The 22595-nt window shown below is 67.9% G+C and carries 20 protein-coding genes and 1 pseudogene; 7 read left to right on the top strand and 14 right to left on the bottom strand.

Annotated elements, in window-relative coordinates:
* The first annotated feature begins 51 nt into the window (after positions 1-51).
* The 3 genes from AC5P98_RS01405 to hda are packed head-to-tail and all read left to right on the top strand — an operon-like array spanning position 52 to position 3064.
* Positions 52-1191, top strand: a complete 1140-nt coding sequence (locus AC5P98_RS01405; RefSeq protein WP_032957235.1) for a DUF2066 domain-containing protein — start codon at positions 52-54, stop codon at positions 1189-1191.
* On the top strand, positions 1188-2357 hold the full coding sequence (locus AC5P98_RS01410; RefSeq protein ID WP_014646246.1) for an AI-2E family transporter: 1170 nt from the start codon (positions 1188-1190) through the stop codon (positions 2355-2357). Before AC5P98_RS01405 ends, AC5P98_RS01410 begins: the two co-directional genes overlap by 4 nt.
* Positions 2357-3064, top strand: a complete 708-nt coding sequence (gene hda / locus AC5P98_RS01415; RefSeq protein ID WP_014646247.1) for a DnaA regulatory inactivator Hda — start codon at positions 2357-2359, stop codon at positions 3062-3064. Before AC5P98_RS01410 ends, hda begins: the two co-directional genes overlap by 1 nt.
* Before the next feature lie 551 nt (positions 3065-3615).
* Here hda and murU read toward each other — a convergent pair.
* From murU to AC5P98_RS01435, 4 genes are all read right to left on the bottom strand, one after another.
* Positions 3616-4326 carry an N-acetylmuramate alpha-1-phosphate uridylyltransferase MurU gene (gene murU / locus AC5P98_RS01420; RefSeq protein ID WP_049408158.1) on the bottom strand — a complete coding sequence of 237 codons (711 nt, stop codon included), beginning with the start codon at positions 4324-4326 and terminating at the stop codon, positions 3616-3618.
* Positions 4323-5348, bottom strand: a complete 1026-nt coding sequence (locus tag AC5P98_RS01425) for an aminoglycoside phosphotransferase family protein (RefSeq protein ID WP_014646249.1) — start codon at positions 5346-5348, stop codon at positions 4323-4325. Before AC5P98_RS01425 ends, murU begins: the two co-directional genes overlap by 4 nt.
* Positions 5349-5412: 64 nt before the next feature.
* Positions 5413-5682 carry a GlsB/YeaQ/YmgE family stress response membrane protein gene (locus tag AC5P98_RS01430; protein WP_005415577.1) on the bottom strand — a complete coding sequence of 90 codons (270 nt, stop codon included), beginning with the start codon at positions 5680-5682 and terminating at the stop codon, positions 5413-5415.
* A 69-nt stretch (positions 5683-5751) separates the two neighbouring features.
* Positions 5752-7245 (bottom strand): M20 family metallopeptidase, encoded by a 1494-nt coding sequence (locus AC5P98_RS01435; protein ID WP_049477321.1) that lies wholly within the window; start codon positions 7243-7245, stop codon positions 5752-5754.
* Positions 7246-7444: 199 nt separating this feature from the next.
* Between AC5P98_RS01435 and AC5P98_RS01440 the strand changes: the two genes are divergently transcribed.
* From AC5P98_RS01440 to AC5P98_RS01455, 4 genes and pseudogenes are all read left to right on the top strand, one after another.
* The gene (locus AC5P98_RS01440; protein WP_014036262.1) at positions 7445-7771 is read left to right on the top strand and encodes a ComEA family DNA-binding protein; all 327 of its coding nucleotides are present in this window, start codon (positions 7445-7447) and stop codon (positions 7769-7771) included.
* Between the two features lie 351 nt (positions 7772-8122).
* Positions 8123-9205 (top strand): L,D-transpeptidase, encoded by a 1083-nt coding sequence (locus tag AC5P98_RS01445; RefSeq protein ID WP_049405600.1) that lies wholly within the window; start codon positions 8123-8125, stop codon positions 9203-9205.
* 17 nt (positions 9206-9222) lie between these two features.
* A pseudogene (locus tag AC5P98_RS01450) lies at positions 9223-9947 on the top strand (murein L,D-transpeptidase catalytic domain family protein).
* A 34-nt stretch (positions 9948-9981) separates the two neighbouring features.
* Positions 9982-10590: a HutD/Ves family protein gene (locus AC5P98_RS01455; RefSeq protein ID WP_049405598.1), complete on the top strand. Its 609-nt coding sequence runs from the start codon at positions 9982-9984 to the stop codon at positions 10588-10590.
* A 147-nt stretch (positions 10591-10737) separates the two neighbouring features.
* On the opposite strand, the gene AC5P98_RS01460 is transcribed toward AC5P98_RS01455, so the two are convergent.
* From AC5P98_RS01460 to AC5P98_RS01505, 10 genes are all read right to left on the bottom strand, one after another.
* Positions 10738-12342 carry a sulfite reductase subunit alpha gene (locus AC5P98_RS01460; RefSeq protein WP_049405596.1) on the bottom strand — a complete coding sequence of 535 codons (1605 nt, stop codon included), beginning with the start codon at positions 12340-12342 and terminating at the stop codon, positions 10738-10740.
* A complete protein-coding gene (locus AC5P98_RS01465) occupies positions 12339-13310 on the bottom strand; it encodes an FAD:protein FMN transferase (protein WP_049405604.1) in 972 nt (323 codons plus the stop codon). Before AC5P98_RS01465 ends, AC5P98_RS01460 begins: the two co-directional genes overlap by 4 nt.
* 52 nt (positions 13311-13362) lie before the next feature.
* The gene (locus AC5P98_RS01470) at positions 13363-14166 is read right to left on the bottom strand and encodes a DUF4198 domain-containing protein (protein WP_049405594.1); all 804 of its coding nucleotides are present in this window, start codon (positions 14164-14166) and stop codon (positions 13363-13365) included.
* A 122-nt stretch (positions 14167-14288) separates the two neighbouring features.
* Positions 14289-14807, bottom strand: a complete 519-nt coding sequence (locus AC5P98_RS01475; RefSeq protein ID WP_005408420.1) for a DUF2271 domain-containing protein — start codon at positions 14805-14807, stop codon at positions 14289-14291.
* A gap of 26 nt (positions 14808-14833) precedes the next feature.
* Positions 14834-15472, bottom strand: a complete 639-nt coding sequence (locus tag AC5P98_RS01480; protein WP_014646258.1) for a PepSY-associated TM helix domain-containing protein — start codon at positions 15470-15472, stop codon at positions 14834-14836.
* A 191-nt stretch (positions 15473-15663) separates the two neighbouring features.
* Entirely contained in the window at positions 15664-18084 is a 2421-nt protein-coding gene (locus AC5P98_RS01485) for a TonB-dependent receptor domain-containing protein (protein ID WP_049405591.1), read from the bottom strand.
* A 145-nt stretch (positions 18085-18229) separates the two neighbouring features.
* Positions 18230-18631: a hypothetical protein gene (locus AC5P98_RS01490; protein WP_049405589.1), complete on the bottom strand. Its 402-nt coding sequence runs from the start codon at positions 18629-18631 to the stop codon at positions 18230-18232.
* 163 nt (positions 18632-18794) lie between these two features.
* The gene (locus tag AC5P98_RS01495; protein WP_049405587.1) at positions 18795-19472 is read right to left on the bottom strand and encodes a Fe2+-dependent dioxygenase; all 678 of its coding nucleotides are present in this window, start codon (positions 19470-19472) and stop codon (positions 18795-18797) included.
* Positions 19473-19482: 10 nt separating this feature from the next.
* Positions 19483-20202 carry a tetratricopeptide repeat protein gene (locus AC5P98_RS01500; protein WP_014646262.1) on the bottom strand — a complete coding sequence of 240 codons (720 nt, stop codon included), beginning with the start codon at positions 20200-20202 and terminating at the stop codon, positions 19483-19485.
* 68 nt (positions 20203-20270) lie between these two features.
* Entirely contained in the window at positions 20271-22565 is a 2295-nt protein-coding gene (locus tag AC5P98_RS01505; protein WP_049405585.1) for a TonB-dependent receptor, read from the bottom strand.
* Positions 22566-22595 lie beyond the last annotated feature (30 nt).

The raw sequence follows: 22595 nt of genomic DNA on the forward strand, positions 1-22595 counted from the left end.
TTGGCGCAAAGGCCGTATTCGGGCAACAATTCCCCCGGATTCGTCGAGCCAATGGATGTCCTGATGCGCCGCAGCCTGATTCTGACCCTGCTCCTTGCACTGAGCCTGCCGGTGGCCACGATGGCCCAGAGCGGCCTGCGCACCGAGGGAGATGTCGCCACCGCTTCGGGGGCCTACGAGGCCGAAGTGCCCGTCAACAGCCAGGCCGAGGCCGATCGCAACGGTGCCCTGGCCCGTGCCCTGAGCGTGGTGCTGGGCAAGCTGTCCGGCGACCGCAACGTGATGTCACGCCCCGGCGTGGTGCAGGCGCTGCGCAATGCCAAGGACTACGTGGCCAGCTACGACTACAAGCAGGACCAGAGCGTGGGTGCCAGCGGCGCACCGAGCTTCCGGACCCTGCTGGTGGCCCGCTTCCGCGAGGATGACGTCGATTCGCTGGTCTCGGCGCTGGGCCTGCCGCTCTGGCCGCAGCCGCGACCGAAGCCGGTGCTGTGGCTGGCCGTCGACGACGGCAGCGGCCCGCGCCTGGTCAGCGTGCAGCAGGCCAATGCCGCCCGCCCGCTGCTGAACCGCGCCATCGAGCGGGGTTACAAGCTGGGCCTGCCCAGCGGCGGTGCTGCCGAACAGGCCCTGGCCGGTGCCATCTGGCGCCAGGACAGCGCCGCCGTGGCCCGTGCCTCCTCGCGCTACTCGCCGCCGATGCAGCTGATCGGCAAGCTGTACCGCGCCAACGGTGGCTGGCAGGCGGACTGGGTGTTCGTCGACAACGGCCGCGAACTGAACAAGTGGACCAGCAAGGACGCCAACGCCATGCGCGCGATGGCCGCCGGTGCCGACGGTGCCGCCGATGCGCTGGTCAAGCGCTACGCCAAGGCTGGCGTGGCCGTCGGCCAGGCCGGCACCTACCGCCTGGTGGTGACCGGCATCAACAGCGCCGATGACTACCTGCGGCTGGCCGCTGGCCTGCGCGAGGTGCCGGTGGTGCGCAACGTCACCCCGCTGCACGCCTCGGCCGGCCAACTGGAGCTGAGCGTGGAGATGACCACCGGCCTGGCCGGCTTCAACCGCATGCTTGGCGACAATGGCGTGCTGGTGCCAAGCGCGCCGCTGCCGGCCCTGCCGACCCCGATCGATGACACCACCGGTGCCCCGGTGGCCGCGCCGGTCAGCAACGAGTACCGCCTGCGATGATCCTGAGCCCGGAAGCTGAAATCGCGCAGTTCCTGCGCCGGCTGAAGTACATCCTGTTCGCCGGCCTGATCGGCTGGGTGGTGTGGCTGCTGGCGCCGATCCTGACCCCGTTCGTGCTGGCACTGGCGCTGGCCTGGCTGGGTGACCCGCTGGTGGACCGCATCGAGGCCACCGGCCGCTCGCGCATGACCGGCGTGGTGCTGGTGTTCGCAGCGATGGTGCTGGTGATCGTGGCATTGCTGCTGGTGCTGGTGCCGATGATCGAGCGCCAGATCACCACCCTGATCGCGGCCGCCCCGCAGGCGCAGGCGTGGCTGATGCAGACCGGCATCCCCTGGTTCGAGCACAAGACCGGCCTGGAAGTGATGCAGTGGCTGGACCCGGACCGCCTGATCGAATGGGTGCGCAGCCATTGGCAGCAGGCCGGCGGCTTCGCCACCACGTTCATGGGCTACGTCTCGCGTTCGGGCTTTGCGATGGTGACCTGGGTGGTCAACATCCTGCTGCTGCCGATCCTGGCGTTCTACTTCCTGCGCGACTGGGACAAGCTGGTCGAGCGGGTGGCCTCGGTGATTCCGCGCAACCAGATCGGCACCATCAGCGCGCTGGCGCGTGAATCCAACGAGGTGCTGGGTGCGTTCATCCGTGGCCAGTTCCTGGTGATGCTGGCGCTGGGCGTGATCTACGCCGGTGGCCTGTCGCTGGTCGGCCTCAAGCTGGGCCTGCTGATCGGCCTGATTGCCGGCCTGATCAGCTTCATCCCGTACCTGGGCGCGACCACCGGCGTGCTGATGGCGGTGATCGCCGCGCTGGTGCAGGCGCAGGGCTTCGACCTGAAGCTGCTGATCCTGGTCGGCGTGGTGTTCACCGTGGGCCAGCTGCTGGAAAGCTACGTGCTGACCCCGCGCATCGTCGGCGACAAGATCGGCCTGCACCCGGTGGCGGTGATCTTCGCGGTGATGGCCGGCGGCCAGCTGTTCGGCTTCCTCGGCATGCTGCTGGCGCTGCCGGTAGCGGCGGTGACCAACGTGCTGCTGCGCTATGCCCACCAGCGCTATCGGCAGAGCGAACTGTACGTGGGCGAGAAGCCGGCGATCGTGCTTGATGGCGTGGTCGACGCGCCCCATATCATCGTTCCGGACGACAAGGGCCCCGACCTGAAGTGATGGGTGTGCCGCAACTGCCGCTGGCCCTGCATTACCCGCGGGACCAGCGCCTGGAGACCTTCATCGGCGCGCCGGATGGCGCGCTGGCGCAGCTGCGCGCGATCGCGGTTGGCGCCAGCCACGACTGGGTTTACCTGGAAGGTGCGGCGGGAACCGGCAAGACCCACCAGGCGCTGGCGATGTGCTCCAGCGCCGAGCAGGCCGGACGGTTGCCGACGTACGTGCCGCTGGCCAGCGCCGCCGGCCGTGTCCGTGCGGCGCTTGATGGGCTGGAAGCGCGCGAACTGGTGGCGCTGGACGGCCTGGACGAGGTTGCCGGCAACCGCGAGGATGAGATCGCGCTGTTCGATTTCCACAACCGTGCGCGCGCTGCGGGCGTGACCGTGCTGTACACGGCACAGAAGGCGCCGGGCGAACTGGGCCTGGTGCTGCCGGACCTGCGCTCGCGGCTGGGCCAGTGCGTGCGCGTGCTGCTGCAGCCGCTGGATGAGGAAGGGCGGGCGGCGGTGCTGCGCGAGCGTGCACTGCGACGCGGCCTGGCCATCGACGAAGCGGCCATCGAGTGGCTGCTGTCGCACACCGGCCGTGAGCTGGGTGGATTGATCACCCTGCTGGACTGGCTGGACCGCGAATCGCTGGCGGCGAAGCGGCGGATCACCGTGCCGTTCCTGCGCCAGGTGCTGGAAGAAGGCCGGCCTCGTTACTGAGGGATGTTGTTCGGCAGGGCTGCGCCCTGCACCCGCGGTAGTGCCGGCCGCTGGCCGGCAACTTCAACAGCAACGTCAAAAGCTGGCTTCCTGAGGGGAGGCGGGGTGGCTCAGGTTGCGGGGGACGGCGCAAGTACGTCCCTGTAGCCTCGATCGCGCCATCCATGGCGCTCACGCCCCCGCAACCTGAGCCACCCCGCCTTCGACAGGTTCCCGCGATCTGCCTGGTCTCTGTACTGCACTGCTGTTGGTGGGTGTCGACCTTGGTCGATACGTGTCTTGCTTATGGTGGGTGACGACCGTTGGTCGTCACCAGAGCGAGCGCAGCGAAGCGATCCGCTTTTGATTTTCTTTCTTTCTTCCGTGGCTGGACGCGCACGGAAACTGTCAGGGGCCGGGCGGGGTGGATTCGCGGGGGTGTCCGCGGCATGGATGCCGCGGCCAAGCCCCCAGGGACGGGTTCACGGCGTCCCCCGCGAATCCACCCCGCCCGGCCAGCTCACAATGCCAGTCGACTAACAGTCGACTCTACGCGTCCAGCCACGAGGGGCTCAGCCGTTCGCCGCCAACTCAGCATCCAGCGCACGCAGGCGATCCACGGTGCCGACGTCGGTCCAGCGCCCGCGATGGTGCTGCCCGGTCATCAACCCCTGCGCCATGAAGTGCTTCTGCAGCGGTACCACCGAGAACTTCGGTGGCAGCCGCTCGCTGCCCGGCGCATCGCCGATCACCGCGCGCCAGTCGGCCACGATCGAAGGACGGTACACGCCGATGCCGGCATAGGTCAGGCATGGTCCTTCGCGGTCGTGGTGCAGGAACCCCTGTGCATCCAGGCGGTAGTCACCATTCGGGTGCTGAACCGGATTGTCGACCAGCACCAGGTGCGCCTGGCCCTGCGGCTCGCGCGGCAGCGTGGCGAAATCGAAATCGGTCCAGATGTCGCCGTTCACTACCAGAAACGGGGCATCGCCCAGCACCGGCAGGGCGTTGAGGATGCCGCCGCCGGTTTCCAGCGGGGTCTGCCCTTCGTACAGGAAATGCAGGCGCAGGCCCCACTGGCTGCCATCGCCAAGCGTCGCCGGGAACTGTTCGGCCAACCATGCGGTGTTGACCACCACCTCGCGCACGCCGAGTGCGGCCAGGCGTTCCAGGTGCCAGACGATCAACGGCTTGCCAGCCACTTCCAGCAGCGGCTTGGGCGTGTGCAGGGTCAAAGGGCGCATGCGCTCGCCGAGGCCGGCGGCAAAGACCAGTGCCTTCATCGGGCTACGCGCATCGGTGCACCCAGCTCGGCCAGCGCCGGCTTGATGCGGTCGTCCAGCAGCTGCTGCAGCGGTGCCAGCTCGCGGTAGCGCGGCAGCACTTCATCCAGATAGGTGATGAAGCGCGGTGCGTCGTCGAGGTAATGGCCCTTGTTGTCGCGGTAACGCAGCCGGCAGAACAGGCCCAGGATCTTCACGTGGCGCTGGATGCCCATCCAGTCGGCATCGCGCAGGAAGGTGGCGCGGTCGGGCACCGGCAGGCCGGTGTCGCGGGCGCGCTCGTGATACTGCGCCAGCCATTCGTCCACGCGTTGCAGTGGCCAGCTCAGGAAGGCGTCCTTGAACAGGCTCACCGCATCGTAGGCGATCGGGCCGCGCACCAGGTCCTGGAAATCCAGGACCGCGGGGCCGTCGTCGACCGGCATCAGGTTGCGCGGCATGTAGTCGCGGTGGGTCATCAGCTGGGCCTGGCCCAGCGCGTTGTCCATCAGGCGGCGATGCACCAGCTGCAGGCCTTCGATCTCGCCGCAGTCCAGTTCAAGGTTCAGGTGGCGCTGCAGGAACCATTCGTCGAACAGGCCGGCATCGCGCTGCAGCAGTGCTTCGCCGAACTGGCCGAAGTCGGCCGGCACCGGGATCGCCTGCAGGCGCAGCAGCTGCTCGATCGAACGACCGAACCATTCGTCAGCGTTGCGCTCGTCGAGGATCCTGGCCAGGGTCGGGCCGCCGAGATCTTCCAGCAGCAGGAAGCCGGCATCCAGGTCCTGCGCGAGCAGCATGGGCACGCGCAGACCGTTGTCGTGCAGCAGGCCGCGCATGCGCAGCCACGGCCGCGGATCTTCCAGCCCCGGCGGGGCGTCCATCACGATGTGGCTGCCGCGCGTGCTGGTGGTGCGCCAGTAGCTGCGCATGCCGGCGTCAACCGAAGCGCGTTCGACCACCGCGTTGGCATCATCGAGCTGGGTACGGGCCCACTGCAGGCGCTGCGCGCTGCGCTGGGGATCGGAGGCGGGTTCGGTCATGCGGGCATATCCGGGCGCGCCGGGCGCGCCAACGTCGGCAACAGGAAGGGAAGGGGGAGCGGCGTCAGCGGCGACCGCTGAACAGGCGCAGGACGGCCAGCACGGCCACCGCGCCCACCACCGCGCCGAGGAAACCGGCCGGTTCGCCGGGGGCGTACCAGCCCATGTACTGGCCGAACCAACCGGCCAGCAGGGCACCAAGGATGCCCAGCACGATGGTCAGCAGGCAGCCCATGCGGTTGTTGCCGGGCATGAAGAAACGCCCGAGCAGGCCGACGAAGAAGCCGACCAGCAGGATGTACAGCCAGCTGCTGCTGCCGAACAGACCATTCATGCGCGCGGATTCCGCTTGAGTGTGGACGCAGCCTAGCAAGGCCAGGCTGCGTCCGTCACGAGTGCCGGATCAGCAGCAGCCGTGGTCGCCGTGGCGGGTGCCGCTGTCGGCAGCCACCGGCGAGCCGCTGGTCTCGCCGCGCAGGCTGGCGGCGTAGTGCTCGCTGATCACCTTGGACACGCAGGCGGTGACCTTCTTGCCCATCGGGATGTGCAGGAACTCGTTCGGGCCATGCGCATTGGAGTGCGGGCCGAGCACGCCGGTGATCATGAACTGCGCGCCCGGGAACTTCTCGCCCAGCATGCCCATGAACGGGATCGAGCCGCCCTCGCCCATGTACATCGCCGGCTTGCCGAAGAAGGCCTGGCTGGCGTCGTCGATGGCCTGGGTCAGCCACGGCGCCATCGCCGGGGCATTCCAGCCGGTGGAGGCCTTTTCCAGGTCCAGGGTGACCTGCGCGCCGTTCGGCGGGTCGCGCAGCAGTGCTTCCTTCAGCAGCTCGCCGCAGGTCTTGCCATCGGCGGTCGGCGGCAGGCGCAGCGACAGCTTCACCGAGGTCTGCGGACGCAGCACGTTGCCGGCCGATTCCAGCGGCGGCATGCCACCGACGCCGGTGACCGACAGCGCCGGGCGCCAGGTGCGGTTGAGCACCAGCTCGGTCAGGTCCTCGTTCATGGGGCGCAGGCCGTCGACCATCGGGAACTTCTCGAAGATCTCGGTATCCACCACTTCGGCGGCACGCCTGGCCTGTTCCAGGCGCTCGGCCGGGATCTCCACGTTCATGCCGTCGATCAGGATGCGGCCGGTGTCCTGGTCCTCGATGCGCGAAAGGATCTGGCGCAGCAGGCGGAAGCTGGACGGGATCACGCCGGAGGCATCGCCGGAATGCACGCCTTCGTTGAGCACCTTCACGGTGAAATTGCCGCCGGTCAGGCCGCGCAGCGAGGTGGTGCACCACAGCTGGTCGTAGTTGGCGCAGCCCGAATCCAGGCAGACCACCAGCGACGGCTTGCCGATGCGGTCGGCCAGGTGGTCGACGTAGGCCGGCAGGTCATAGCTGCCGGACTCTTCACACGCTTCGATCAGCACCACGCAGCGGGCGTGCGGCAGGCCCTGGGCCTGCAGTGCCAGTACCGCAGCCAGCGAGCCGAAGATCGCGTAGCCGTCGTCCGCACCGCCGCGGCCATACAGCTTGTCGCCGCGCAGGACAGGGGTCCACGGGCCGAGGTCGTCGTCCCAGCCGGTCATTTCCGGCTGCTTGTCCAGGTGGCCATAGAGCAGGATGGTGTCGTCGCCGGTTTCGGCGCCGGTAGCCGGAATTTCCAGGAAGATCAGCGGGGTACGGCCTTCCAGGCGCACCACCTCAACCTTCAGGCCGGGCAGCTGCTGGGCCTTGGCCCAGTTCTCCATCAGGGTGACCGCCTGTTCCATGTAGCCGTTCTGCACCCAATTGGCGTCGAACATCGGCGACTTGTTGGGAATGCGGATGTAGTCGACCAACTGCGGGACGATTTCGCTGTCCCACTTGTCATTGACGAATTGGCCGAGCTTGGCGCTGTCCATCTGAAACTCCGGTTGCATGGGCTGATCCGGCCATTCTACGCCTGTGCCGCGGGTAGGGTTTTTCCTACATCACGTCGGGTATTTGGCTGGCTTACGGAAATCCGGGAAACCGATAGGCTGTGCACATGTGGTGACGGACACTGTTCCTGCCGACGGGATTGCCGGTCGGGGCGGCCAGAATCACAGGGAGATACACGTCGTGCCTTGGTTTGTCGTGTTGAGGGCGCTGGTGCTGGTAGTGGGGATCGCTGGGGCGCATGCCGCCGAACCGATCGACATCAACCGCGCCGATGCCCAGGCGCTGCAGCAGGGATTGACGATGGTCGGAGCCGCCAAGGCCGAGGCGATCGTCGAGCACCGGCGCAGACACGGCCCGTTTCATCGCGTCGAGGACCTGACGCAGGTGAAGGGGATAGGGAAAGCGATCGTCGAACGGAATCGACAGCGGATCACCGTAGGCAACAGGTTGTTGCCGGCGGATCCGGTACCCGGATCGGTACCGGTGCGGACCGTACCCAGGCGCTGACAGCAGGAATCGTCGGAACCGGCAGGAGGCTGGTTCACCGGTCACGGACAGGAAGGCCGTGACCACCGACCGCCGCAGGACGCGGCACCAATCACCAGGATGGTGGCATCACAGACCTGTGGAAGGGGCTGAGATACAAACAGGACAGACGCGGCCGCGTGCAGGATGCAACGCTACCCCCACAGCGCAGGATGCGAGGGGGCGGCAGCAGGCCGACAAGGACGTAACGATTGCCCGGTACGACACATGGCTGTGTCGCCGGGCAATTTCATTTCCGGCGCCTGGTTTTGCCGCGGCCACCACGGGCCGATGGTGTACGGTGGCCGCTCCGCATGGAAAGGACCCCGCTGGATGCTTGCGCACCGCCCCACGACCTTGATGCTCGCCCTGGCACTGACCCTGCCACTGCTGGCCCATGCCGCTGCGCCGACGCCGACAGCCAAGCCTGCGGCCGAAGCCAGCACCGCTGAAGTGCGCGGACCGACCGACCTGAAGCCGGGCGAGTACCTGTGGCATCCGGAAATCTCGCCGACCGGCCCGATCGTGCTGGTGGTCAGCCTCGATGAGCAGCGTGCCTACGTGTACCGCAACGGCATCGCCATCGGCCTGACCACGATCAGCTCGGGCAAGGCCGGGCACGAGACGCCGACCGGCGTGTTCACCATCCTGCAGAAGGACAAGGACCACAGGTCCAACCTCTACAACAGCGCGCCGATGCCCTACATGCAGCGGCTGACCTGGGATGGCATCGCCCTGCATGGCGGCAGCCTGCCCGGGCATCCGGCCTCGCATGGCTGCGTGCGCCTGCCGCAGGCGTTCGCGCAGAAGCTGTTCAGCGAAACCCAGCGCGGCGATACGGTGGTGGTGGCCGACGCCAAGAGTTCGCCGATGACCCTGGCCTATCCTTCGGTGCTGGCCCCGGTCAACGCGCGCGGCCAGGCTTTGCCGGAAACCGAGGGCGGGGCCCCGGCGCAGGCCTGGTGGGACGACAGCGCAGCCCCGGCCGGGCAGGTCGGCATCCTGGTCAGCCTGCATGACCAGCGCCTGTACGTGCTGCGCGATGGCGTGATGATCGGCGAGTCGCCGCTGAAGGCCGACGCCCTGCCCGCATTCCAGGGCACCACGCTGTTCGTGATGGGGCAGGGCTACAGCGATACGCCCAGCCCGCTGGACGTGAACCAGCGCCTGCACCAGTGGACGGCCTATCCGCTGCTGGGCCAGGATCGTGCCCAGGCCACCCCGGACCTGCTGGCCACGCCCTCGTTGCCAATGGCGCTGCCGGCCGATTTTGCCCGCCAGCTGTACCAGGTGCTGGTGCCGGGCACGACCCTGCTGGTGACCTCGTTGCCGGCGGTCCGCCCAAGCCCGGCTGAATCCGGAATGCAGCCGGTCTTGGAATCCGAGCCGCCAGGGTCCACCCTCAAGGGCAACTGAGTCCCCTCGTTGTGCCCATGACTGCATCCCGCCTGTGCCGGCTGGCCGCGTTCGGCCTGCTGGCGACCTCGGCCAGCGCCCCGGCGCTGGCACAGACGCCCGCCCTTGCCACCAGCGCTGATGATCTGGCTGCCTTGCTGTCGCGCAGTGCGCCCAAGGCTGACCGCCACGTGTTGCAGCTGGCGGCGCACGCCATGCGCTGTGCGTTGCAGCGTCCGGAGCTGGGCATCAACGGTGATCGTCTCAGCGTGATCGATTATTCGCGGCCGTCCACCGAGCCGCGCCTGTGGGTGTTCGACCTGGCCCACCAGCGCCTGCTGTTCGAGGAATGGGTGGCGCATGGCCGCAACAGCGGCGAGAACCGCACCCAGCACTTTTCCAACCGCGATGGGAGTTTCATGTCCAGCCTCGGCGCGTTCACCGCGCAGGAGACCTACATGGGCGGTAATGGATATTCGCTGCGCCTGGCCGGGCTGGAGCCGGGCTTCAACGACCGTGCGCGCGAACGCGCGATCGTCATCCACGGTGCGCCGTACGTGAACCCGGCCACCGCGCAGCTGCAGGGCGCTTGGGTCGCAGCCTGGGTTGCCCGGCGGTGCGCCTTTCGGTGGCCAAGCCGCTGATCGATGCGTTGCGTGGCGGCACGATGGTGTTTGCTTACTACCCCGACCAGGATTGGCTGAAGCACTCGCAGCTGCTGGCCGGCGGATGCGGTGGCCAGGGCACGCTCGCTACGCGGTGATGCACGATGGCGCGTGGCGTGATGCAATGCGCCGATGAACGTCGACTCCCTGTTGCACACTCCGAGCCAGGTGATCTCCCACCTGGACTATCGCCGCGAACGCTGGCGGAATGGACTTGGCTGGACCCGCGAGATCCTGCGCCTTCCTGCGCAGGGTGATGACTGGGCGCTGCGCCTGTCGGTGGCCGAGATCGAGCAGGACGCTGCGTTCTCCACCTTCCCCGGCGTGGAGCGAGAACTGGTGCTGCTGCAGGGCAATGGCGTGCGCCTGCGTTTCGAGGATGGCCGCGTGGCCCAGGTGCTGCCGCCGCACGGGCGGGTGCGCTTTGCCGGTGAAGAAGCGCTGCACGGTGAACTGGTCGATGGCACCACCCACGACTTCAACCTGATGTGGAAGCGCGAGCTGCTGCAGGCCGAACTGCTGCACCGGCCGCTGGTGGGGTCGATGTTCTTCTTCTGCGAACCGGGCGTTGCGTGGGCACTGCATCTGCTGGCCGGACAGGCGCAGTTCGGTGCCGATAGTGGCCTGCCGGCGCTGCAGGCGGGAGACACCGCGTGGTTGGCGGCGGGCGAGAGGCAACGGCATGCGCTCAGCGGTGGTGGCGAGTTGTTGGCGATACGGGTGAGCGCGGCGGGGGCATGATTCCTGGGCGCCGGTGGGCGCCATCCACGCATGGCGTGGATCTACTGCTGTGCGGTTGCCACCATGCCTGGGCACGCCGTCATGGTGCGGCTGTGGTTGGGGTCAGAGCCCTTTCCTGCGGAAAGGGATCCGACCCCGAAGGTTCGTTCAATACACATCGCGCCGGTAACGACCGGCCAGCAGCAGCGCTTCCTTGCCTGCGGTACCCAGCACCCGCTCGATCACTGCATCCACGCCCGGGGCCATGCCCTGCAGGCTGCCGCAGACCAGGATCGTCGCGCCTTCATCGACCCACTGCCGCAGCGTCGCCGCTTCGGCCTGCAGCCGGTCCTGCACATAGCGATGCGCGCCGCCGTCGCGGCTGAACACTGCATCCAGCCGTGCCAGCGTGCCGCTGGCCAGCATCGCCTGCAGTTCTTCGCCGAAATGGAAGTCGTGCGCGGCGGTGCGCTCGCCGAACAGCAGCCAGGTGCGGCGCGCGCCACGCTGGGCACGTTCGTGCAGGTGCGCGCGCAGGCCGGCGATGCCGGTGCCGTTGCCGATCAGCAGCAGCGGTACATCGGCGGGCACGCCATGAAAATTGTCGTTGCGGCGCAGCCGCAGTTGCACCGGTTCGCCGATGGCCGCGTGGTCGCACAGCCAGCCGCTGCCGATGCCGGGTGTACCGTCGGCGCGCAGTTGGCGGCGCACCAGCAGCTCCACCGCGCCGTCGGCCATCACCGAGGCGATCGAGTACTCGCGATGCGGCAGCGGTTGCAGGGTTGCCAGCAGTGCGGGCAGATCACCCGGGGGAACCAGCGAGGGCAGATGCGAGCGCTCGATACGGGCCAGTAACGCCTGCCCGTCATCCAGCACGGTGTCTGCATTGAAGCCCTGTGCATCGAGCCAGGCGCGCGCGCTGTGGCGTGGGTGCTGCGGGCCGATCTCGGCGATGTCGCCGGCCTGCCACTGCACATCGACGCCAGGCGGTGGCTGCAGGCGCACCCGGTACACCGGGCCGCCGGGGCTGCCCGGATTCAGATGCTGGCGTTGCAGCAACGTCCACGGCTGATACTCGGCCGGGCTCCAGTCAGGCAGTTCAGTGGCGCCTCCGCCAAGTTGTCCCAGCAACTGCTGCCAATGTCGCAGCGCCGCCGGATCGGCATTGTCGACCTCGATCGCATCGAACAGCGGGTGCGCGCCATGCTGGCGCAGCCACTGGTCCAGCTGGTGGCCGAATCCGCAGAAGTGGCCATAGCTGCGGTCGCCCAGCGCGAGCACGCCGTACTGCAGATGCTGCAACGGAGGCGGCGTGGCCATCACCCCGCGCAGGAACGGCAGGGCGTGGTCGGGCGGATCGCCTTCGCCGGTGGTGCTGGCAATGAACAGCGCGCGCTGGCTGTCGGCCAGCAATGCGGCGTCGACCTCATGCAGCCCGCGCACACGCACCGGCACGCCGGCACCACGCAGGGCCTCGGCACTGCGTTCGGCCAGTTCGCGGGCAAAGCCGGTCTGGCTGGACCAGACCAGCAGGAGCGGTGCGGTATCGGCGGACGCCGCATCATCGCGCGGACGAGTGCGCCACCACAGGGCCGCGCAGGCCAGCGCGTACAGCGCGGTGGCGATGATGGCGATCTGCGATTGCCGTGCCGGCGGTGCGCCCTGCCACCAGGCTTCGCCGAGGTGCAGGCGCAGCAGCGCCCAGGCGATCAGCGCCAGTACGATCAGTACAAGTGTGTTGCCGAGCCACGCACGCGATGGCCGAGTGCTCATGCGTCCTGCCCGTCGAGCAGGCGCTGGAAGGCGCTGCTGAGAAATTCCTGCGGGCCGTCTGCGGTGCGTTGCAGGTAGCGCGCGGCCAGTCCTTCGCGCTCGGCCAGCGCCATGCCCTGTTCGCGACCCAGCACGGTCAGTGCGGTAGCCCAGGCATCGGCGTGCATGGCGTCGTCGGCCACGACGGTGACCGCTGCGGCGACCTGCTGCACCGGCCTGCCCGTACGCGGGTCGAGGCTGTGGCTGTAGGCCTCGCCATCGGCCTGGTACTGGTGCCAGCGATCGCCCGAAGTGGCCACCGCCTTGCCGTCCAGCGCCAGCACCCGTGGCGGGGTTTCGGTGTGCACATCCTCTTCCGGTGCGGATTCCACCAGCACGCGCCACGGTTGGCCGTCCGGTTTTCTGCCGTAGCCGGCCAGTTCGCCACCCACTTCGATCAGCGCTGCAGCAATGCCTTGTCCACGCAACCAGGCGGCTACGTGATCGACGCCGAAGCCCTTGGCGATCGCAGAGAGATCCAGTTCCAGCCGGCCCGGTTGCAGCAGCGCATCATCCTGCCACTGCAGGCGCTGCCAACCGCAACGCTCACGGGTGGCCTGCAGGGTAGCGGCGTCGGGCTGGCGGCGTTCGCCGGCATGTGCACCGAAGCCCCACAGTGCAACCAGCGGACCGATGGTGGGATCGAAGGCGCCGTCACTGGCGGCAGCGATGGCCTGTGCAGAGGCCAGAACGTGGCGGGTCTCCGCCGGCAGCACGCACCATTGGCCAGCGTCGGCGCGGTTGTAGCGGCTCAGATCCGAGCCGGGCTCCCAGGTGCTCATCTGCGCGACCACGTCGTCCAACCGCGCCTGGATGCCGGCGTGCAGCGGGTGCAGGTCGCGCTGGCGCGACGCGACCAGCGACACGCTCCAGGTGGTGCCCATGGTGGTGCCACCGAGGCGGGCGATGTCGAGATGGGAATCGGTCATGGTGATGCGTTGCGGTGGCGATGCCGGGGAATGCCCGGCATCGCGGTCCACATTACTGCGGCAGCACTTCCAGCGTGGCGACGTAGCTCAGGCGGCGCTTGGCGGCCTGCTTCACCGACGTCTTGTTGTCCTCGGTGCCGGTCTCCAGCCAGTACATGCCGGCTTCCGGCCAGGTCACCTTGATCTCGCCCTTGGCATCGCTGGTCAGCTTCAGCTCGTCCTGCGCGTTGCGGTAGCGGGTGGCGCCACGCACGATCTCGAACTGCAGGCCGGCGGTCGGCTTGCCATCGACCAGCACGCGGAACGTGGCTTCCTCGCCGGCGAACAGGTCATTCGGGTGGCCGACGGCGACCAGCTCGATGCCACGGTTGGTCGGCTTCAGCGCGGTGTCGTTCGGCGCACCGTTGGTGACAAAGGTCTCCACGCGGCCGATCGACTGGCTCACTTCCAGCTTCTTCGCATCCTTCGGCAGTTCACCGAAGGTAGCCACGCTGCCGCGCCAGCGCTTGCGCTCGCCGTTCTGCTCGTACGTGGCGAACAGGCCGTCATTGACCGACGCGATGCGGTAAGTGCCCGACTGCTTCAGTTCGATGTCGAACACGCTGCGGTACTTGCCGGTCGACGCGTTCTGCGGCTGCACGGTGCTGCCGTCCGGCGCGGTGATCACCAGCGATTCCAGGCGCAGCGGCACGTGGTTGAAGTAGAACAGATCGTTGGAGACCGCACCGTCGACGGTGATCCACGGCGCGTTGCCGGCGATCACGGTCTGCGAGGGCAGCAGCCAGGCCTTGTGGGCCAGGGCGGAGAAGGGAAGGGCAGCGGCCAGGGCGGCGGCGAGGACGAGCGTGCGCTTCATGCGGAAGACTCCAGTTGGAAGGGGTCGGATCCCTTTCCAGCGGAAAGGGCTCTGACCCCGAGGGATAGGGCGATGGGGTCAGAGCCCTTCCTGCGGAAGGGATCCGACCCCGGCTCAGGCAGTTATGGTTTGACGGCGAGGGTGACCTGGCCCAGTTCGGTGGCGCCCTGCGCCTTGCCGTTCTGCGCGGCGGTGGCCGGCCAGGTGAAGGGGATCTTCAGCAGTTCGCGGCCACCGACTTCGCGCACCGCTTCCACCACCAGGGTGTAGTTGCCCGGGGCCAGTTGCTTCAGTGCCGGCTGCCTGTCGTTGAACGACAGCGCGTGCTTGCCGGCCGGGCGGGTCGGGCCGGTCACGCCGTCCACCGGCACCTGCAGGGTGCGGCCGCTCTTGCGCCACCACTGGCGCAGGTCCGGCAGCCATTTGGTGCCGTGGCCTTCGCTGTTGCTGGTCTGCTGGTACCAGACCGACAGGTTGGCCGCGACCTTCTGGTCGGCGCCTTCCAGCCACACCGCCACGTACGGGCGGTGGTACTCGGCCACGTTGAGCTTGGGCACTTCGACGTTGATGTCGAGGGTGGTGGCGTACGCCGGCGAGGTGGCCAGCAGGCCGCTGAGGGCGATGGTCAGGGTGACGCGCATGGGGCGGCTCCGGAAACGAAGGAAAGTCAGTGGATCAGCAGCAGGGCGATCAGCAGCGGAATCATCAGGCCCAGGCCGACCAGCGGCCAGGTCATGCGCCGCTGCCGTGCATGCAGGTGCAGCAGGAACAGGCCGGTGATGCAGAACACCAGGCAGGCCACGGCGAACAGGTCCAGGAACCAGCCCCACGCCGGGCCCGCGTTGCGGCCCTTGTGCAGGTCGTTGAGGTAGGACACCGCGCCGCGCGAGGTTGATTCGTACTCCACCGCGCCGGTCCCGCGATCGATGCTCAGCCAGGCGTCGCCGCCGGGGCGCGGCAGCGACAGGTAGATCTCCTCGGCCGACCACTCGGCCGGGCGCCCGCCGATGGCGATGCCCAGCTGCGTGTCCAGCCAGTGCCGGGCCGGGCGCGGAATCGGTGCATTGCCGTTTTCGCGCGTGCCGAGCTGGCCGAGCAGATCGGCCGGCAGTTCCAGATGCTGGTTCTGCACCTGGGGTTTGGCTTCGATCTTCGCCGCGTGGTTGAGGGTCAGGCCGGTCACCGCGAACAGCAGCATGCCGATCAGGCACACCGCCGAGCTGATCCAGTGCCACTGGTGCAGCGTCCGCAGCCAGAAGCCACGGTTCTGTTGCTGCGCCACGGTGGAAGAGGCAGGACGGCTCACGGCACGGTTCGAGGCGGACGGGGACTGCCCATTACATCATTGATGAGAATAGCTCGCAATTGCGTGTCGTTCTGTATCGCTGGAGGGCGATTGCCGGCCAGCGGCCGGCACTACCGATCGGTAGATCCACGCCACGCGTGGATGAAGCGGTGCCGACCAAGGTCGGCACCCACCGGGGCCGGGCGCGGCGATCAGAACTTCGCGTTCAACGAGATCCAGTAGCTGCGGCGCTGGTCCTTGGTCGCGTAGTCGTCCACGCAGTTGAACTCGCTCTGGCTGATCAGGAGGCACGACTGCGAAACGAAGTCCTTGTCGAACAGGTTGTTGACCCGCGCGTTCACCGTCAGCCATGGCGTGGCCTTCCAGCTGCCACCGAGATGGAAGATGGTGTAGTCCTCGTAGTAGCGGGTGTGGCTGGCGCCGTTGGCGTCCAGCAGCGTGTCGCGGTAGCGGTCGTAGCGGCCTTCGCCGATCAGCGACAGGCTGATCGCTTCGTTGACCTGCCAGTTGAGGCTTGCATTGGCCATGTGCCTGGCCGGCATCGTGCCGCTGATCGGCAGGCCCTTCTGCGCGCCGCTGGTCTGCTCGCTCCTGGTCCAGGTGTAGTTGCCGCGCAGCTGCAGGGTGTCGAGCAGGTCGACATGCGCGGCCAGTTCGGCACCGCGGGTCTCGGCCTTGTCGATGTTCACGCTCTGGGTGAACGTGCTGTAGCCCAGTGCCGCCCAGCCCGGGCCGATGTCCACGCAGTAGCCGCTGCCGGCGCGGGCCACTTCGCAGTTCGCAAAGGTGCCGCCGCTGGCGATCTTGTCCTCGAACGTGTTGAAGAAGCCGGTGACGTTGAAGCCCCAGCGCTGGCCTTCGTAGTAAGCGGCCAGCTCGTAGTTGGTGCTGGTTTCCGGCTTGAGGTTCGGCGAACCGACCAGTGGCAGCACGCCCTGGCCACCGAAGCCGGTGATGCCCGGGAACAGCTGGTCCGGACGCGGGGTCTTGTAGCCGGTGCTGACGCCGCCCTTGAAGGTCCACGCATCGCTGGCATTCCACACCAGGTAGCCACGCGGACTGACATGGCTGCCGAATACGTTGTGGTTGTCGTAGCGCAGGCCGAAGGTGGCGGTGAGGGTGTCGGTCAGCGCCCAGTTGTCCTCGGCGAACAGCGCCCACATGCGGTGCGTCTGCTTGACGTTGCTGCGGTAGCCGGCGCCATCCATGCCGAACACACCGTCGACCATGTCAGTGTCGTTGTACTGGCCGCCCACGGTCAGCGTGTGCGCGCCGAAGTCCAGGTCGAGCATCGTGTCGAGCACGTAGCCTTCCAGTTCCATGGTGCGCAGCGGGCGCGGCAGGAACGCCTGCAGGCGCGCCATCTCGCTCGGGTTGAGGGCAACCAGGGCGTTGCCGCGGCCGGCCGCACAGTTGTTGGCAGCACCGGTGCGGCGGCAGACGTCATTCCAAAGCGTCTGCAGGTTGGCGCGCTCTTCCAGGGTCAGCGGCAGCGAACGGCCCAGGTTGCTGCTCTTGCTGTGGGTCAGCGAGGTCTGCCAGGTACCGAAGCTGTAGCGGCCCTGATGGGTCAGCGACAACTGGTCGCGTTCGTAGCGCTGGTAGGCGGTGTAGCCCACGCGCGGCTGCACCACGCGACGGGTGACGGTACCGCTGCCGTTCGGGTTGGGAATGACGGCATTGCCGACGCGCCACAGGCTGGCCAGGCTGTCGAGGGTGCCGGTCTGGCCTTCGCTGTTGTCGAACTTCTGCCGCGACACGTCGTAGTCCAGCCACAGTTCGTGATCGTCGTTGATGCGGACGTCCAACCGCACGCCGCTGTTCCAGTTGGTGTTGGCCACCGACTTGCCACCACCGCCGAAGCCGATGCTGCGCTCCCACAGGGTGCCGTCGGGCAGGGACAACGCATCCCATTCCGGGTTGGAAGCCTTCGCGTCGTAGTAGCTGCCGCGTACTGCCAGGCTGAGGCGCTCCTTCAGCAAAGGGTCGCTGAGGTAGAGGTCGGTGGTGCGTGCATCGCCGAACTGGTCGTCCTGCTGCACGGTGAAGCCCTGGCTGACCGAACCGTGCCAGCTGTCCTGGTTGCGGCGGGTGATGATGTTGATGACACCGCCCATCGCGTCCGAACCGTACAGCGTGGACATCGGCCCGCGCACGACTTCGATGCGTTCGATCGCATCCAGCGGCGGCAGGTAGGCGAACTGGCCGCCACCGAAGTTGTTCGGATAGATCTGGCCGACATTGCTCTGGCGGCGGCCGTCGATCAGCACCAGGGTGTACTCGGACGGCAGGCCGCGCATCGACACGGTGGCGCGGCCGTTCTTGTCGGTCGCTTCCAGGCCGACGTCGATGCCTTCGACGTCGCGCAGCGCATCGACCAGGCTGGTGTACGGGCGCTTGCTCAGTTCCTCGCGGCTGACCACGCTGATGCTGGCCGGGGCGTCGATCACCTTCTGCTCGAAGCCGGCGGCGGTGACCACCACCTTGTCCAGCGTCTGCGGCGCGCCTGCGGCGTCACCGTGGGCGAAGGCGGGGCTGGCGCAAGCCGCCAGCACGGCGCTGGTCAGCAGGGTACGGGACAGGGACGAACGGACACGATGGCGCTGGGCCATGGCAGTTACCTCGAAGGATGCAGGGTGGCGCGGTGCCGTGCGCGAAGGGCGCGGCAGGCACGGAAGGGCCGGTCAGGGGCGGCAGGGATGAAGCAGGCAGCGGCGTGCAGGCGCGACCGCGCAGGCGGTCACGTCGGGCCGTGGATCAGGCGAGCGGCGGCGCCTGGCCGCGTTGCTGACGGCGCCCGGGCGCATCGGCCCAGGGCGTGTCCGGAGCGGCCAGCGGCCAGTCCGCGCGCACGCCGGGCATGGCCGGCATGGGGGGTACGAGGTCGAGCTCAGTGCGCAGCCAGTGGCTGACCAGCAGCAACGGCGGGCGTGCCTTCTCGGCCGACTTCACCGGAGCGGAGGCGCAGCGGCGCAGCTTGGCCGGCGCCTCTTCCTGCAGGGGCGCTTCGCCTCCGCGCTCCTCCAACGGCACCTGCACGGCGATGCCGGCGTGGGCCTGTGGCAGCAGCGGCAGGGTGCCCAGCAGCAACGCCAGCATTGCCACCCACGCCAGCAGGCTGGCCAGCGCAGGACGCTGGCCGCGCATGGCGGTGCCCATCTTGCGATGGATGAGTGGGCGAGGGCGAAGCGGGCGCAGCAAGCGGGGGTTCCCTGGGGCTGCCGGCAGCGGCCGGCATCAACGGGGCGTGATTGTAATGAGAGCTGTTAGCTGTTGCAAATGAGAATGATTGCCAAAATGTCGCAGACCGGCCCGGCAAGGCTCAGACTTCGCTCCAGCGCCGCAGCAGGTTGTGGTACACGCCGGTCAGCTGCAGGATCGCCTCGGCGTCGCCGCCGGTCTGCCGCAGGCGCTCGATCGCGCCATCCATTTCCCACAGCAGGCGGCGCTGCACATCGTCGCGGATCATGCTCTGCACCCAGAAGAACGAGGCCACGCGCGCGCCGCGGGTGACCGGCCGCACCTGGTGCAGGCTGCTGGACGGGTACACGATCAGGTCGCCGGCCGGCAGCTTCACTTCGTGCTCGCCGTAGGTGTCGCTGATGATCAGCTCGCCGCCTTCGTACTCCTCGGGCGCGGACAGGAACAGGGTGCAGGAGATGTCCGAGCGCAGCTGCTCGCCATTGGCCAGGTTCATCACCGCGCCATCGACGTGGTAGCCATAGGTGCCGCCACCGCTGTAGCGGTTGAAGCGTGGTGGCAGGTACTTCAGCGGCAGCGCGGCACTGAAGAACAGCGGATGCCGGGCCAGCGCGACGAGGATGATCTCGCCCAGTTCGCGGCGCAGCGGCGAAGCCTCGGGCAGCTGCTGGTTGTGCTTGGCCTGTGCGCCCAGATGCCCCACGGTTTCGCGGCCATCGGTCCAGTCGGCGGCGTCGAGGCGGCGGCGGAAGTCGGCGACCTGGTCGGCGCTGAGAATGTCGGGGATGTGCAGCAGCATGCGGGACTCCTCAGAGGGACGGCGGTGCGACCAGGGCGCGCACCTGTGGATGCGGTGACGCGGCCAGCTCCGGCACGATGTGCGCCATGAATGCCGGGCTGCCGTGCGCCAGTGCGAGCCGCAGCCAGTGCACGGCCTGCTCGACCTGGCCGGCCTGCAGCAGGATCGAGGCGTAGTTGGCCTGGCCGCGGAAATCACCGGCCTCGGCCGCGCGCTGGTACCAGGCCAGCGCCGCCTGCGGATCGGGTGCGGTATCCAGCCCGTCTTCGAGGTGGCGGGCCAGCAGGTTCATCGATTTGGCGTGGCCCAGGTGCGCGGCACGGGTGTACAGGGCCAGTGCCTGCGCGCGGTCCTGCGCAATGCCGCGGCCGGTGGCCAGCAGGTTGGCCAGGTTGTACAGGCCCCAGTCCAGGCCGGTATCGGCCGCGCGCCGGTACCACACCGCCGCCAGCGCCAGGTTGACCGCCGTGCCGTGGCCCAGCTCATGGCAGCGGCCGAGCATGTTCATCGCCATCGGCGCGCCGTTGTTGGCGGCGGTTTCGTACCAGAGCAGCGCCGCCGAAGCGTCCTGTGCGGTCCCTTTGCCTTCCATGTGCATCTGCGCGAGCAGCAGTTGTGCATCGACCTGCCCAGCCTGTGCGGCGTCGCGCACGCGTGCGAACGCGGCCTGCGGATCGTGCTGCAGCAGCTCGGCCAGGGCGTCGCTGTCGATGGGGGTACGGGTTGCCATGGGGTGAGTATCGCCGGAAACAAAAACGGCGGCAGGAGAGCCTGCCGCCGTGGTGGAGCGAAGCTACATCAGAACTTCACGTTCAGTGCCAGGGTGGCCGAGCGACCCGGGGCGATGCTCGCGTAGTGCGAGGCATAGGCCTTGGTGAAGTAGGTCTTGTCGGTCAGGTTCTGCACGTTGAGCTGCAGGCTGATGTTGTCCTGGATCGCGTAGCTGGCCATTGCGTCGAAGCGGGTGTAGCTGGCGATCCACTTGCTGTTGGCGACGTCACCGTACTGCTTGTCCGAGTAGAACGCACCGGCACCGACGGTCAGGCCGATGGGGAAGCGGTAGGTGGTCCACAGGTTGGCGCTGTGCTTGGCGGTGTTCGGGAATACGTTGCCGTTGTACGGCGAGGGCACGTAGACGTTGGACGGGCAGGTGCGGCCGACCGGTGCACCACAGACGAAGCCGTTGTCCTTCAGTTCCGAGTCCAGGTAGGTGTAGCCGCCGTACAGGCTCCAGGCGTCGGTCAGCTGGCCGGTGAAGCCCAGCTCGAAGCCGTTGATTTCCTTCTTGCCGGCATTCTGGCTGGTGCCGTTGTCGACCGTCACGCGCGCGTTGTTCATCACCGTGTGGAAGATCGCCGCGGTGAGGTTCAGGCGCTGGTCGAACAGGTCCCACTTGGTGCCCAGCTCGAGGTTCTTCGTATCCTGCGGCTTGAGGTCGGCCACGGCGGCGCTCAGGCCGTCCGAACCGTCACCACCGTCCATGCCCGGCGGAGTCGAGGAGGTGCCCCACGACAGGTAGATGCTGCCGTTGGCGGCCGGCTTGAACACCACGCCGGCCTGGTAGTTCAGGAAGTCGTTGCTGTTGCGCACGCGGGTCGGTGCCTTGCCGGCCACCGGGGTGGTCAGGGTGGTGCGGAAGTCGTCGTAGCGCAGGCCGAGGTTGATCATCCACTGCTCATTGAGCTCGATGGTGTCGAACACGTAGGCCGAGGTGGTCCTGGTGCGCTGCTCTACGTCCAGTGCCTTGTCGCTGCGGTACACCGAATGGGTGGCCGCCCACGGATCGCGCGGGTTCGGATTGGCGAAATCGGTGCAGTTGTAGCCGGTGGCCGCGCCGGTGGTCGGGCACTTGCTGTTGCCGGTGAGCGGGTTGCTGGTGCCCGGGGTCATCAGATAGCTGCCGCGGGTCATCTTCTCGTCGCTGTATTCCACGCCCGCGCTGTAGCTGTGCTTGAGCGCACCGGTCTGGAAGGCACCGGTCAGGCCCAGCTGGTCGGCGAAGCTCTTGACGTCGACGGCACGGCTGTTGGTCCGGCGCCACAGGGTGCCGTAGTTGTTCGGGTTGCCCTGGCTGTCGTCCGGCTGGGTCCACAGGTAGTCGTTGCTGGTGTTGCCCAGGCGCGCGATGTTGCGCAGCTTGTGGCCGCCGAAGTCGTAGCTGGCATCCAGGGTGCTGATGTCGGCGCGGGTACGCTGGAAGTCACGGTCGACCAGGCCGTAGTAGTTGTTGCGGTCCGGCACCATCGGGCGGCCGTCGACCCACTTCGAGGCCGGCGCACCGTTCGGGTTGCCATACGGGAAGCCACCCGCGTCCGGCAGGTCATCGCTCTGCATGTGGTAGTGGCTGGCGATCAGCTGGGCCGGGCCGTTCAGGCCGAACGCGATCGACGGCGCGATGCCCCAGCGGCTGACATTGGCGGCGTCACGGCCGGCGATGTCCGATTCGTGCTTCATCAGGTTCAGGCGCGCGGCGATGCCATCGCCCAGCACGTAGTTGGCGTCCACGGTGCCGCGCGCGTAGCTGTCGGTGCCGATGCCCATGCTGGCGCTGGTCTCGTTCTTCAGCTTCGGCGTCTTGCTCACAAGGTTCAGGCTGCCACCGCCGGAATCACGGCCGCCGTAGGCCGAGCTCGGGCCCTTGACTACTTCCACCTGCTCCAGGTCGAAGATCTCGCGGGTCTGCGAGCCGACGTCGCGCAGACCATCGACGAAGACGTTGCTCTGCGAATCGAAGCCACGGATGAAGGGACGGTCGCCGGTCGGGTTGCCGCCTTCGCCGGCACCGAAGGTGATGCCCGGCACCATGCGCAGCGCATCCTGCAGGTTGGTCGCACCGGTTTCGGCGATCAGCTTTTCCGAGACGATCGACACCGACTTCGGGGTGTCCAGCAGCTCGGCGGTGAACTTCGGTGAGGACGGATTGAACCAGCTGCCGCGCACCTGCACCTTGTCCAGGTCGGTGGCCTTGCGGGAGGAGGCTGCGTCAGCGCTGTCGGCCGCCTGTGCGGCCAACGGCGCGAAGCCGGCGGCCAGGGTGGCGGTGGCGAGCAGGGAAACGCGCGGGGCGTGCTTGCGGGACGTGATGTGGGTCATGACTGTGGGTAGTGGCTTGGATCGGGAAAG

The sequence above is a fragment of the Stenotrophomonas sp. YJH_SMC_135 genome (genome assembly GCF_059372355.1).